Here is a 15,304-nt window from a genome sequence, read left to right on the forward strand (position 1 = left end):
GAACGAACAGAAGCTCCTGGACTACCTCAAGCGGGCCACGGCCGATCTGCGCGAAGCCCGGCGGCGGCTCAAGGAGAACGAGGACCGGGCGCAGGAACCGGTCGCGATCGTCGGCATGAGCTGCCGGTTCCCCGGCGGCGTCCGCACCCCCGAACAGCTGTGGGACCTCCTGGAAGCGGGGGAGGACGCGGTCGGGGCCTTCCCCGCCGACCGCGGCTGGGACCTCGAGGCCCTGTACGACGCCGACCCCGGCAGCGCGGGCACCAGCTACACCCGGGAGGGCGCGTTCCTGCACGACGCGGCCGACTTCGACGCCGGGTTCTTCGGGATCTCCCCGCGCGAAGCCCTCGCCATGGACCCCCAGCAGCGGCTGCTCCTGGAGGTGTCCTGGGAGGTGCTGGAGCGGGCGGGCATCAACCCGGCGTCCGTGCGCGGCGAGAAGGTCGGCGTCTACGCCGGGGTGATGTACTCCGACTACGCGGCCCGGCTGCTGCTCGCGCCGGAGGTGTTCGCGGAGTTCGAGGCCCACCTCGGCAACGGCAGCGCGGGCAGCGTCGCCTCCGGCCGGATCGCCTACACCCTCGGCCTCGAAGGCCCCGCGGTCACCATCGACACGGCCTGCTCGTCGTCGCTCGTCGCGTTGCACCTGGCCTGCCAGGCCGTCCGGCTCGGTGACTGCTCCCTGGCACTGGCCGGCGGCGTCACGGTGATGGCCACGCCGGGCACGTTCACCGCGTTCAGCCGTCAGCGCGGCCTGGCCGCCGACGGCCGCTGCAAGCCCTTCGCCGACGCCGCCGACGGCACCGGCTGGGGCGAGGGCGCGGGCATGCTGCTCGTCGAACGCCTTTCCGACGCCCGCCGCCACGGGCACCCGGTGCTCGCCGTCGTCCGCGGCTCCGCGGTGAACTCCGACGGCGCGAGCAGCGGCCTGACCGCGCCGAACGGGCCGTCGCAGCAGCGGGTCATCCGCGCCGCGCTGGAGCGCGCCCAGCTGTCGGCCGAGCAGGTGGACGCGGTCGAGGCGCACGGCACCGGCACCACGCTGGGCGACCCGATCGAGGCCCAGGCCCTGCTGGCCACCTACGGCCGCGGCCGCGCCGCCGACCGCCCGCTGCTCCTCGGCTCGGTGAAGTCCAACCTCGGGCACACCCAGGCGGCCGCCGGCGTGGCCGGGATCATCAAGTCCGTCCAGGCCATGCGCCGCGGGCTGCTGCCGCGCTCGCTGCACATCGACGCGCCGTCGTCCCAAGTGGACTGGAGCGCCGGGGAGGTCCGGCTGCTCACCGAGGCGGCGCCGTGGCCGGAGACCGGGCAGCCGCGGCGGATCGGCGTCTCGTCGTTCGGGGTCAGCGGGACGAACGCGCACGTGATCCTGGAACAGGCTCCTGCCGAGGACGCCGCGCCACCGTCGCGGGCGGCGTCGGGACCGGTGCCGTGGGTGTTGTCGGCCGGGTCTCCCGAAGCTTTGCGGGCCCAGGCGGCCGCGCTGCTCGGCCACGACGGCGACCCGGCCGACATCGGGTTTTCGCTGGTCAAGTCGCGGGCGTTGCTCGGCCACCGTGCGGTGGTCACCGGGGAGGGCGGGCTGGCCGCTCTCGCCGCCGGCTCGCCGAGCCCGGCCGTGGTCACCGGGGAAACTTCGGCTCGCGGCAAGGTCGCGCTGGTGTTCCCGGGTCAGGGTGCGCAGTGGACCGGGATGGCCTTGGAGCTGGCGGCATCGTCGCCGGTGTTCGCGGCGCGCCTCGACGAGTGCGCGGTCGCTCTTGCGTCCTTTGTGGACTGGTCGTTGCGGGACGTCCTGGCGGACGATTCGGCGCTCGCCCGGGTCGACGTGGTGCAGCCGGCGTTGTTCGCGGTGATGGTGTCGCTGGCGCAGCTGTGGCGGTCCCATGGTGTGGTTCCCGACGCCGTGGTGGGCCATTCCCAGGGTGAGATCGCTGCCGCCGTCGTTTCGGGGGCTCTGTCGCTCGAGGACGGTGCTCGGGTGGTCGCGTTGCGCAGCAAGGCGATCCTCGCGCTGGCCGGACGCGGCGGCATGGTTTCGGTCGCTGCTCCGCTTTCCGCCGTCGAGGAACGGCTGGCGGACGGTTTGTCGATCGCGGCGGTGAACGGTCCGTCCGCGGTGGTCGTCTCCGGCGAGCCGGCCGCGCTCGATGCGTTGATCGCTTCGTGTGAGGCGGACGGTATTCGCGCGAAGCGGGTGCCGGTGGACTACGCCTCGCACTCGGTGCAGGTGGAGCAGCTGCACGACGAGCTGCTCGAAGTCCTCGGTCCGATCACGCCCCGGCCGGGGGAGACGGCGTTCATCTCGACGGTCACCGGCGAGTGGATCGACGGGTCCGCGCTGGACGCGGAGTACTGGTACGCGAACCTGCGTTCGACTGTGCGGCTGGACACGGCGGTCGAGCGGTTGACGGGCGAGGGTTTCGGGACGTTCGTGGAGGCGTCGCCGCACCCGGTGCTGACCATGGCGCTCGGGGAGGACGTGCTCGCGCTGGGCTCGTTGCGCCGGGACGACGGCGGGCTGACCCGGTTCCACACGGCACTCGCCGAGGCGCACGTGAACGGGGTGGCGGTGGACTGGACCCCGGCGTTCCCCGACGGCCGGGTGGTAGATCTCCCGACCTACGCCTTCCAGCGCAAGCGGTATTGGCTCGACGCACCTCAGCGGCCCGCGGCGGCGGACCCGGCGGACGCCCGGTTCTGGTCCGCGGTCGACGGCGAAGACCTCGGCACGCTGGCCGAGCTGCTCGGCGTCGGTTCGGAGACGTCGTTCGCCGAGCTGCTGCCGGCCCTCGCCCGCTGGCGGCGGCTGCGGCAGGAGAAGTCCACTGTGGATTCGTGGCGGTACCGGGTGGAGTGGAAACCCCTGGCCGAGCCGGAGGCAGGGAGGTTGTCCGGGCGCTGGGTGGTGGTGGCCGCACCCGGCACGGACGCGACGGAGCTGACGAATTGCCTCGCGGCCGCTGGTGCCGAGCCGGTGACGCTCGAGTGGCCGAGCGGCGGGCTTTCCGCCGCCGAGGTGGCGAACAGCCTCGCCGCTGGAGGTGAACAGCGTGCGGCACTCGCCGGGGATACCGAGGTGGCCGACCTCGCCGCTGGAAGTGCCGAGTCTGCGGCGCTCGCCGAAGCCGCCGGCGGGGATGCCGGACTCGCGGGGCTCGCCGAAGCCGCCGCCGGAGATGCCGGGCCCGCACTGACCGAAGCCGCCGGGGTCATCTCCCTCCTTCCCGACGCCCCCGGCACCCTCCTCCTCACCCAGGCTCTCGCCGGAACCGCCGCGCCCCTCTGGCTGCTGACCCGCAACGCCGTCGCCGCCCTTCCCGGCGACCACGCCCCCTCCGCCGATCCCGCGCAAATCTGGGCCCTGGGCCGCGTCATCGGCCTTGAACACCCCGAACGCTGGGGCGGCCTCGTCGACCTCCCCGCCACCCTGGACCCCCGCGCCGCGCGGCGCCTGGCCGCCGTCCTGGCCGGGCTCGACCGCGAAGACCAGGTTGCCGTCCGCGCCTCCGGTGTCTTCGCGCGGAGGCTCGCGCACGCCCCGGTCAGTGCACCCGCGCGGCAGTGGCGGCCCGCAGGCACCGTGCTCGTCACCGGCGGCACCGGCGCGCTCGGCGGGCACGTCGCCCGCTGGCTGGCCCGGAGCGGCGCGGCCCACCTCGTCCTCGTCAGCCGCCGCGGCGCCGATGCCCCCGGCGCCGCCGACCTCGAAGCCGAACTGACCGCCCTCGGCACCGAAGTGACCTTCGCGGCCTGCGACCTCGCCGACCGCGACGCCGTGGCCGCGCTCGTCGGAAGCCTCGACGATGTGCGTGCGGTCGTCCACACCGCCGGCCTGCCGCAAGCGGCCACCATCGCCGAGACCGGCATCGGACAATTCGCCGACGTCCTCGCGGCCAAGGCTCTCGGCGCCGACCACCTCGACGAACTGCTCGGCGACGACCTCGACGCCTTCGTCCTCTTCTCCTCCAACGCCGGGGTCTGGGGCAGCGCCGGACAGGGCGCCTACGCCGCCGCGAACGCCCACCTCGACGCGCTCGCCGCCCGCCGTCGCGCGGCCGGGCGGACGGCGACGGCGGTGGCCTGGGGCTCCTGGGCGGGCGACGGCATGGCGGGCAGCGCCGCGGCGAAAGACCACCTGCGCCGTCGCGGCCTGCGGGAAATGGACCCGGGGCTCGCCATCGCCGCCCTGCAGCACGCGCTCGACGCCGACGAGACGTTCGTGGCCGTCGCCGACGTGGACTGGCCCCGGTTCGCCGTCGGGTTCACCGCCGCGCGGCGCCGTCCGCTCATCGAAGACCTGCCCGAACTGCGCGAGCAGGCGGAAGAGGTCGTCACCGAGGTCGGCACCGGACTCGCCGAGACCGTGCGCGGGCTCGGCCCGCGGGAGGCCGCGCACCACGTCCTCGACCTCGTGCGCGCCCAGGCCGCCGCCGTGCTGGGGCACGACTCGGGTGCGGCCGTCCCCGCCGACCGGGCCTTCCGCGAACTCGGCTTCGACTCGCTGACCGCCGTCGAACTCCGCAACCGGCTGACGGCCGCGACCGGCGTCCGGCTGCCCTCGACCGTCGTCTTCGACCACCCGCACCCGCGGGCACTGGCGGGTCACCTGCTGCGCGAGGTCTCCGGCGCCGCGGCCGACGACGGCCCGGTCACCACCGCCGCGTCCGACGGGCCGATCGCGATCGTCGCCATGGGCTGCCGCTACCCGGGGGACGTGCGGTCGCCCGAGGACCTGTGGCGCCTGCTGGCCGACGGCGCGGACGGCGTCGGCCCGTTCCCCGCCGACCGCGGCTGGGACCTCGCCGCGCTCTACGACCCGGACCCGGCGAACCTCGGCACCAGCTACACCCGCGAAGGCGGGTTCATGACCACGGCGGCGGAGTTCGACGCCGGGTTCTTCGGCATCTCGCCGCGCGAAGCATTGGCGATGGACCCGCAGCAGCGGGTGCTGCTGGAGACGTCGTGGGAGGTGTTCGAGCGGGCCGGGATCGACCCGGAGTCGTTGCGCGGCAGCGGAACCGGCGTGTTCGTCGGCGCGACGTCGTCCGGCTACGGCGTCGGCGCGCGCGACGAGTCCGGCGGCTCCGAGGGCTACTTGCTGACCGGCAGCGCCCCGGCCGTCGTCTCGGGCCGCCTGTCCTACACGTTCGGGCTGGAGGGCCCGGCGGTCACCGTCGACACGGCGTGTTCGTCGTCGCTGGTGGCGCTGCACCTGGCCTGCCAGTCGCTGCGGCAGGGCGAGTGTTCGATGGCTCTCGCGGGCGGGGTCACGGTGATGGCGCACCCGGCGGCGTTCGTCGAGTTCAGCCGCCAGCGCGGCCTCGCCGAGGACGGCCGGTGCAAGTCCTTCGCCGATGCCGCCGACGGCACCGGCTGGGGCGAAGGCGTCGGCTTGGTCCTGCTGGAACGCCTGTCGGACGCCCGGCGGAACGGCCACTCGGTGCTCGCCGTGGTCCGCGGGTCGGCGGTCAACCAGGACGGTGCTTCCAATGGCCTGAGCGCCCCGAACGGCCCCTCTCAGCAGCGGGTGATCCGGGCCGCGCTCGCGAACGCCGGTCTGTCTGCTTCGGACGTCGACGCCGTCGAAGCGCACGGCACGGGGACCCGCCTCGGCGACCCGATCGAGGCGCAGGCGCTGCTGGCCACCTACGGCCGTGACCGGGACCGGCCGCTGTGGCTCGGCGCGCTGAAGTCGAACATCGGGCACACGCAGTCCGCCTCCGGCGTGGCCGGGGTGATCAAGATGGTGCTCGCCATGCGGCACGGCGTGCTGCCGCGCACCCTGCACGTCGACGCGCCTTCGTCCCATGTGGACTGGTCGGCCGGTGCTGTGGAGCTGCTCACCGAGGAACGCGAGTGGGCTTCCGACGGCCCGCGCCGCGCTGCCGTGTCGGCGTTCGGGGTGAGCGGCACCAACGCCCACGTCGTCTTGGAGGAAGCCGAACCCGGCACGGTCCCGCCCGCCGCTCCGGACGCGACGCCGCCGCTCGTGCCGCTGTCGGCCCGGAGTGCCACGGCGTTGCGGGCTCAAGCCGAGCGGCTGCGGGGCACGGACTTGGCGCCCCAGGACCTCGCGTACTCCTTGGCTTTCACGCGCGCCACGCACGATCACCGCGCGGTGCTCGTTGCGGACGGCCAGGAGATCGACCGGGCGCTGGGTGTCCTCGCCGACGGCGGAACCGACGCGGCCGTGGTGACCGGCACCGCCGACCGGGATGCGCTGCTGGCCGTGTTGTTCACCGGCCAGGGCGCGCAGCGGGCCGGGATGGGCCGGGGGCTCTATGACCGCTTTCCGGTCTATGCCGAAGCTTTCGACGCCGTGCTTGCGCAGTTCGGTCCGGAGTTGCGTGAAGCCTTCGACGACGCCGAGCGCTTGGACCGGACCGAGTTCACCCAGCCGGCGTTGTTCGCGGTCGAAGTGGCGCTGTTCCGGTTGATGGAGTCGTGGGGCGTGCGGCCGGATTTTGTGGCCGGGCACTCGATCGGCGAGATCTCCGCTGCCCACGTCGCCGGGGTGCTGTCCCTTGAGGACGCGTGCCGCCTGGTGGCGGCCCGCGCGTCGCTGATGCAGGCGCTGCCCGCCGGTGGCGCAATGGTGTCGATCGCCGCCCCCGAAGCCGACATCGTCCTGACCGAAGGTGTCTCCATCGCGGCCGTGAACGGCCCGGAATCGGTGGTGATCTCCGGTGACGAAGCCGCGGTGCTGGCCATCGCGGCGAAGTTCCCCAAGACCAAGCGGCTGAAGGTGAGTCACGCGTTCCACTCGCCGCTGATGGACCCGATGCTCGACGAGTTCCGCGCGGTGGCGGAGCAACTCCACTACCACCCCGCCGAAATCCCGGTGATCTCGAATGTGAGCGGTGCTCTCGCGGAGCCGTTCACCGCGGAGTACTGGGTGCGCCACGTCCGTGAAGCGGTCCGGTTCGCCGATGGCGTTTCGACGTTGGAAACGGCCGGTGTCGGGGTGTTCCTGGAGCTGGGTCCGGACGGGGTGCTCAGCTCGATGGTGCCCGGTAAGGCGATCCCGGCGTTGCGCCGCGACCGCGACGAAGAACGCACCCTGTTCACCGCACTCGCCCGGCTGCACGTCAGCGGCGTCGACCTGGACTGGCCGAGCCTCTACGCCGGTTCGGCCGGCCGTGCCGTCGCGCTGCCGACATACCCCTTCGAGCACCGGCGGTACTGGCTCGAACCCGCTCGTCCGCAGGCCGTGGCCGATACCGCCGACACCGGGTTCTGGTCCCTCGTCGAGCACGGCGACCTGGCCCGCGACCTCGCCGTCGACGAGGACCTCGCCGTCGCGATCCAGCCCGCGCTCAAGGCCTGGCGCACCCGGCACCGCGAGGCGAACACCCTCGAATCGTGGCGCTACCGCGTGGCCTGGCGGCCCCACCCGATCCCGGCCGGCCGGCTCTCCGGCACCTGGCTGATCATCGGCACCGAGCACGCCGGGATCGCCGAAAGCCTGGCCGAGCGGGGCGCGGAAGTCCGCACCGTGCCCGTCGAACGCCTGCACGACGTGCACGACATCGCCGGTGCGCTGGCCTTCCCGGCGGACCTCGGCGAAGCCCTCACCGTGCTCCAAGCCGACCTGCCCGGCCCGCTCTGGTGCGTCACCACCGGAGCCGTGCGCACCGCCCGCTCCGACACCGCACCCGATCCGGCGCTCGCGCAGGTCTGGGGCCTCGGCCGGGTCGCCGCCCTCGAACTCACCGGCCGCGAGATCGGCCTGCTGGACCTGCCGGCCACCCTCGACGACCGCGGCCACGCCCGGCTCGCGGGCCTCCTCGCCGCCGGCACCGCCGAGGACCAGGTGGCGCTGCGGGCATCCGGGGCCTTCGTACCCCGGCTCGTCCGGGCCCCGGCGGGCGCCGAACCCGGCGGCTGGACCCCCTCGGGCACCGTCCTCGTCACCGGCGGCACCGGGGCACTGGGCAGCGCGCTGGCCCGGGAACTGGCCGCCCGCGGAACCCGGCACCTCCTGCTCCTCAGCCGCCGCGGTCCGGCCGCCCCGGGCGCGGACGACCTCGCTACGCAGCTGCGCGACCTCGGTGCGGAAGCCGAGATCATCGCCTGCGACGTCGCCGACCGCGCGGCACTGGCCGCAGTCCTGGCCGGACGGTCCGTGACCGCGGTCTTCCACGCCGCGGGCCACGGCCGGTTCACCCCCATCACCGCATCGTCCACCCAGGACTTCGCGGAAGTGGTCGGGGCCAAGGTCGACGGCGCGGTCCACCTCGACGAGCTGCTCGGTGACGACCTCGACGCGTTCGTGCTGTTCTCGTCCATCGCCGGGGTCTGGGGCAGCGGCCACCAGGGCGCCTACGCGGCGGCCAACGCCCACCTCGACGCGCTGGCCGAGCGCCGCCGCGCCGCCGGGCGCACCGGCACCTCGATCGCCTGGGGACCGTGGGCGGGAGCCGGCATGGGTGCGTCCGAAGAGGGCGAAGAGCTCCTCCGCCGTCGTGGGCTCAACCCCCTGGACCCGGTCCTCGGGCTGCGGGCGCTGCTGCAGGCCGTCGAGCTCGACGAGACCACCGTGGTCGTCGCGGACGTCGACTGGGCCCGGTTCGCGCCGTCGTACGCGGCCGCCCGGCCCCGGCCGCTCATGGCCGAACTGCCCGAATTCACCGTCGGCGAGGCGCCGGCGGCCCGCGGCACGGCCGAGCTGACCACGCGCCTGGCCGCGCTGCCCGGCCCCGAACGCCGTCGGGTGCTCCTGGACGTCGTGCGCGCCGGCGCCGCGGCGGTCCTCGGGCACGACGGCGCCGAGGCCATCGAGCCGGTCCGGCCGTTCAAGGACCTGGGCTTCGACTCGCTCACCGCGGTCGAGCTGCGCAACGGCCTGGCCGCCGAAACCGGCCTCGCCCTGCCTTCGACGCTGGTGTTCGACCACCCGACCCCGGCGGACCTGACCGACCGCCTGCTCGAAGAGATCTTCGGCGCGGATGCCCCGGAACCGGGCGCGCCCGCGACCGTGGCCGGCGTCGCCGACGACCCGATCGCCATCGTCGCGATGAGCTGCCGCTACCCGGGCGGCGTCCGCTCGCCGGAAGACCTCTGGCGCCTGGTCGGCACGGGCGGCGACGGCATCGCCGCGTTCCCCGCCGACCGCGGCTGGGACGTCGGGGCGCTCTACGACCCCGACCCGGGCAAGAGCGGCCGCAGCTACGCCCGCGAGGGCGGGTTCCTCGACGGTGTCGGGGATTTCGACGCCGGGTTCTTCGGGATCTCGCCCCGCGAGGCCCTCGCGATGGACCCGCAGCAGCGGCTGCTGCTGGAGACGGCGTGGGAGCTGTTCGAGCGGGCGGGCATCGACCCGCACTCGCTGCGCGGCACCAAGACCGGGGTGTTCGCCGGCACCAACGGCCAGGACTACGTCACCCTGCTCGGCGCGTCGCTTTCCCGTGACAGCGGCGCTTCCACCGGGGTCGAGGGGCACCTCCTGACCGGGAACACCACCAGCGTCATCGCCGGGCGCCTCTCCTACACCTTCGGGCTGGAGGGCCCGTCGGTCGCGGTGGACACGGCCTGCTCGTCGTCGCTGGTCGCACTGCACCTGGCGTGCCAGTCGCTGCGCCAGGGCGAATCCACGATGGCCGTCGCCGGCGGGGTCACGGTCATGTCGACGCCGGGCGCGTTCGTCGAGTTCAGCCGGCAGCGCGGGCTGGCCCCCGACGGCCGGTGCAAGCCGTTCGCCGAGGCGGCCGACGGCACCGGCTGGGCCGAGGGCGCCGGGCTGCTCCTGCTGGAACGGCTCTCGGACGCCCGCCGCCACGGCCACGAGGTCCTGGCGCTCGTGCGGGGTTCGGCGGTCAACTCCGACGGCGCGTCCAACGGCCTGACCGCACCGAACGGCCCCTCGCAGCAACGCGTGATCCGGGCCGCACTGGCGAACGCGGGGCTCGAGCCGTCCGATGTGGACGTCGTCGAAGCGCACGGCACCGGGACGACCCTCGGCGACCCGATCGAGGCCCAAGCGGTGCTGGCCACCTACGGCCAGGACCGCGAGACGCCGCTGTGGCTGGGCTCGGTGAAGTCGAACATCGGCCACACGCAGGCCGCCGCCGGGGCCGCCGGGATCATCAAGGTGGTCATGGCGATGCGCCACGGCGTGCTGCCCAAGTCGCTGCACGTCGACGCGCCGACGTCCCATGTGGACTGGACGGCGGGGGCGGTCGAGCTGCTGACCGAGACCCGGGACTGGCCGTCCGACCGGCCGCGCCGCGCCGGCGTCTCCTCCTTCGGCATCTCCGGGACCAACGCGCACACCATCATCGAGCAGGCCGAGCCCGTTCCTACCGTGGCCGCGACCGAGGGCACGGGGTTGGTGCCGTGGCCGGTGTCCGGCCGGTCGGTGGCCGCGCTGCGCGCCCAGGCCGCCCGGCTGTCCGAAGTGGACGACCACCCGGCCGACGTCGGATTCTCCCTCGCCACCGGCCGGGCCGCGCTGGACCACCGTGCCGTTGTGCTCGGGACGACGGCCGGCGACTTCCGGCCGGGACTGGCCGCGCTCGCCGCCGGCACGCCGGCCGCCGAGGTGATCTCGGGCGAGGCGGCCACCGGCCCGCTCGCCGTGCTGTTCACCGGGCAGGGCGCCCAGCGCGCCGGGATGGGCCGGGAGCTCTACACCCGGTTCGAGGTCTACGCCGACGCGTTCGACGAGGCCTGCGCGCACCTCGACCCGCACCTGGAGCACTCCCTGCGTGACCTGGTGTTCGCCGAGCCCGGCACGCTCGAAGCCGCGCTGCTGGACCGGACCGCGTACACCCAGACGGCGTTGTTCGCCGTGGAGCTGGCCCTGTACCGGCTGGCCGAGAGCTGGGGCGTGCGGCCGGACCACCTCGCCGGCCACTCGATCGGCGAGCTGGTCGCCGCGCACGTCGCCGGTGTCCTGTCCCTGCCCGACGCCGCCGAGCTGGTCGCCGCGCGCGGCCGGCTGATGGAGGCCCTGCCGGACGGCGGGGCGATGGTGTCGCTGCGCGCCGGCGAGGAAGCCGTGGCCGCCGAGGTGGCCAAGACCGGCGGCCGGGCCGGCATCGCGGCGGTGAACGGGCCCGGCTCGGTCGTCGTTTCCGGTGACGAGGACGCCGTGCTGGAGCTGGCCGCCGGGTTCGCCGCGGCGGGTGTGCGGACCAAGCGGCTCAAGGTCAGCCACGCCTTCCACTCCCCGCGGATGGACGCGATGCTCGAGGGCTTCGCCGCGGTCGCGCGGCGGCTGACCTACCACCCGGCCGAGCGGGCCGTGGTCTCGACGGTGACCGGCGAGCTCGCCGGCCCGGAACTGTCCACTCCGGACTACTGGGTGCGCCAGGTGCGGGCGTCGGTGCGGTTCGCCGACGCCGTCGCCACCCTCGCCGCCCACGGCGTCCGGACCTTCCTCGAAGCCGGGCCGGACGCGGTGCTCAGCGCGATGGCCGCCGACTGCCTCGGCGAGGACGTCGTGGCCGTGCCGCTGCTGCGGCGGGACCGGCCGGAGGAACGCACCTTCGTCGCCGCGCTCGCCGGGCTGTGGGTCCGCGGCGTCCCCGTCGACTTCTCGGCCGCGGTCCCCGGTGCCCGCCGGGTTCCGCTGCCGACCTACGCCTTCCAGCACCGGCGGTACTGGCCCGAGGTCTCCGCCGTGGCCGGCGACGTCGGCGCGGCCGGGCTCACCGACGCGGCGCACCCGCTGCTGGCCGCGACGCTGCCGCTGGCCGGGGGCGACGGCGTCGTGCTCACCGGGCGGCTGTCCCTCGGCGCGCAGCCGTGGCTGGCCGACCACGCCGTGCTCGGCACCGTCCTGCTGCCCGGCACCGCGTTCGTCGAGCTGGCGATCCGGGCGGGTGACCAGGCCGGTTGCCCGGTCGTGGAGGAACTGACCCTCGCCGCGCCGCTCGTGCTGCGCGAGCAGGACGCCGTCGCGATCCAGGTGTCGGCCGGCGGCCCGGACGCCGACGGCCGTCGCGAGCTGACGATCCACTCGCGCCCGGAGGGCCGGGACGAGTGGACCGCGCACGCCGCGGGCGTTCTCGCGCCGCCGGCCGCGGCGGAACCGGCCACGCCGGCCGAGTGGCCGCCCGCCGGCGCGGAACCCGTTGACGTGACGGGCTTCTACGACACGCTCGCGGCGTCCGGGTTCGGCTACGGCCCGGCCTTCCGCGGCCTGCGTGCGGCCTGGCGCCTCGGCGAGGAGATCTACGCCGAGGTCGCGCTGCCGGACCAGCAGCAGGCGGGCGCGTTCGGCCTGCACCCGGCCCTGCTGGACGCCGCACTGCACGCCCTGGGCCTGCGTGACGGCGAAACCGGCCCGCGGCTGCCGTTCGCCTGGACCGGCGTCACCCTGCACGCCACCGGCGCCACCGCGCTGCGGGTCCGGCTGCGGCCCGGCGCCGGGGACGCGGTCGCCGTCGACGTCGCCGACTCCACCGGCGCACCGGTCGCTTCGGTCGACGCGCTGGTGCTGCGCCCGGTCTCGGCCGCCCAGCTGCGCGGCCCGGACGCCGCCGACGCGCTGTTCGCCGTCGAGTGGACGCCGATCCCGGTGCCGGAGCCGGTGGGCGGCCGGTACGCGGTCATCGGCCCGGACCCGCTGGGCCTGGTGGCCGGGCTCGGCTCGGCCGGCACCGTCGAGTCCTGTGTGGACCTGGCGGAACTCGGCCGCCGCACCGAGGAAAGCGGCGAAGAACCGCAGTACGTGTTCTCCGCGATCCGGCACTCGACGCAGCCGCGCGAACGGGCCGCCTTCGCGCTGGAGCTGGTCCGGGAGTGGCTGGCCGACGAGCGGTTCGCCACCGCCCGGCTGGTGCTGGTGACCCGCGGCGCGGTCGGCGCGGCCGACGGCGACCGCGTCCCCGACCTCACCGCCGCACCCGTGTGGGGCCTGCTGCGGTCGGCGCAGTTCGAGAACCCCGGCCGGCTCGTCCTGGTCGACCTCGACGACGAAGACCCGCGCTCGGCGGCGCTGCTGGGCGCGGTTGCCTCCGGGGAACCGCAGCTCGCGCTGCGGGACGGCCGCGCACTGGCCGCGCGGCTCGTGCGTGCCGGCTCCGGCTCCCTGCTCCAGCCCCCCGCCGAGGGCAACTGGCGGCTCGACAGCACCGGCCGCGGCACCCTGCAAAACCTCGCCCTCGTCCCGAACCCGCTGCCCGAGCGCCTCGAGCCGGGCACGGTCCGGGTGGCCATCCGCGCCGCCGGGATGAACTTCCGCGACGTCCTCATCGGCCTCGGCGTGTACCCGGGCGAGCCGCTCATGGGCATCGAAGGCGCCGGCGTCGTGCTCGACTGCGGTGAAGGCGTCACCGGGCTCGCCCCCGGCGACAAGGTGATGGGGTTCTTCCCCGGCTCCTTCGGGCCGCGCTCGGTCGCCGACCAGCGGATGCTCGCGAAGATCCCCGACGGCTGGTCGTTCAGCGAAGCCGCGTCGGTCCCCATCGTCTTCCTCACCGCCTACTACGGCCTGGTCGACTTGGCCGGGCTGCGCGCGGGGGAGTCCGTGCTGGTGCACGCGGGCGCCGGCGGGGTCGGCATGGCCGCCATCCAGCTGGCCCGCCACCTCGGCGCCGAGGTCTACGCCACCGCGAGCCCCGGCAAGTGGGACGTCCTGCGCGCCTCCGGACTCGATGACGCGCACCTCGCGTCCTCCCGCACGACCGGGTTTTCGGAACTCTTCCGCGAGGCCAGCGGCGGCCGGGGGGTCGACGTCGTGCTCAACGCGCTGACCAACGAGTTCGTCGACGCCTCCTTCGCGCTGATGCCGCGCGGCGGGCGCTTCCTCGAGATGGGCAAGGCCGACGTGCGCGACGGGACCGCCGTCGCCGCCGCCTACCCGGGCGTCCGGTACCAGGCGTTCGACCTCGTCGAAGCGGGCCCGGACCGCATCCGGGAGCTGTTCGCCGAAGTGCTCGCGCTGTTCGAGGCCGGAGCGCTGACGCCGCTGCCGGTGCGGACCTGGGACGTCCGGCGCGCCCCGGAGGCGTTCCGCTTCGTCAGCCAGGCCAAGCACGTCGGCAAGGTCGTGCTCACCATGCCGCCGTGCTTCGGCGACGGCACGGTGCTGATCACCGGCGGCACCGGCGCGCTGGGCGGCCTGGTCGCCCGGCGGCTGGTCACCGGGCACGGCGTGCGGGACCTGGTCCTGCTGAGCCGGCGCGGACCTGCCGCGCCCGGCGCGGCCGAGCTGGCCGCCGGGCTGCGGGAACTCGGCGCGGACGTCCGGATCGTGGCCGGCGACGCCGCCGACCGCCGCGAGCTGGCCGCCGTGCTGGCTGCGATCCCGGCGCTCACCGGCGTGGTGCACGCGGCCGGTGTCCTCGACGACGGCGTCGTCGCGTCCCTGACGCCGGAGCGGCTCAACGCGGTGCTGCGGCCGAAGGTCGACGCGGCCCTGAACCTGCACGAGCTCACCCGGGACGTCGGTCTCTCGGCGTTCGTCCTGTTCTCCTCGGCGGCAGCCACGCTGGGCAGCCCCGGCCAGGGCAACTACGCCGCGGCGAACGCCTTCCTCGACGCCTTGGCGCAGCACCGCGCGGCCCGGGGACTCCCGGCCGGGTCGCTGGGCTGGGGGCCGTGGGCCACCGACGGCATGCTGCGCGATGCGGACCTCGCGAAACTGGCGCGGTCCGCCTTCGTCCCGTTCACCGCCGAACGCGGCCTCGACCTGTTCGACGTCGCGGCCGCCCGGCCGGAACCGGCGCTGCTGCCGCTGCAGCTCGACCCGGCCGCGCTGGGTGCGCAGTCCGGGCTGCCGCCGCTGTTCGCGTCGCTGGTGCGGGCGCCGGCCCGCCGGACCGCTTCGGTGGCTGTGCCGGGCGAAGGCCCCGCGCTGGCCGAGAGGCTGGCAAGCGTGCCCGAGGCCGAGCGCGGCGACTTCCTGCTCGACGTCGTGCGCGGGCACGTCGCCACGGTGCTGGGCCACGGCTCGGCCGCCGACGTCGAGGGCGGCCGCGGCTTCCTCGACCTGGGTTTCGACTCGCTCACCGCGGTCGAGCTGCGCAACCGCCTCACCGCCGAGAGCGGGCTGCGGCTGCCGGCCACGCTCATCTTCGACCACCCGTCGCCCGCCGACCTGGCCGCGCACCTGCTCGCCGGGCTCGCCCCCGCGGCCGTCGACACGGAGGCCGCGGTGCTGGCGGAACTGGACCGGCTGCTGGAACGCGCCGGGGACAGCCGCCGCGTCACCGCGCGGCTGGAGACGCTGCTCGCGCGCCGCCGGGGCGGTTCCGGGGACGAGGACACCGAACTCGACTCCGCGAGCGACGACGAGATCTTCGACCTGATCGACAACGAACTCGGACTGTCCTGAATGGACGGCACGCGA

General features: G+C 75.0%; 1 pseudogene. It reads left to right on the top strand.

Annotated features, from left to right (window positions below):
* Position 1: 1 nt before the first annotated feature.
* Positions 2–15,289 (top strand): annotated as a pseudogene (locus Q5425_RS24080) (type I polyketide synthase); the annotation flags it as partial.
* Between the last annotated feature and the right edge of the window lie 15 nt (positions 15,290–15,304).

This window comes from Amycolatopsis sp. A133 (genome assembly GCF_031082405.1).
GTDB lineage: Bacteria > Actinomycetota > Actinomycetes > Mycobacteriales > Pseudonocardiaceae > Amycolatopsis.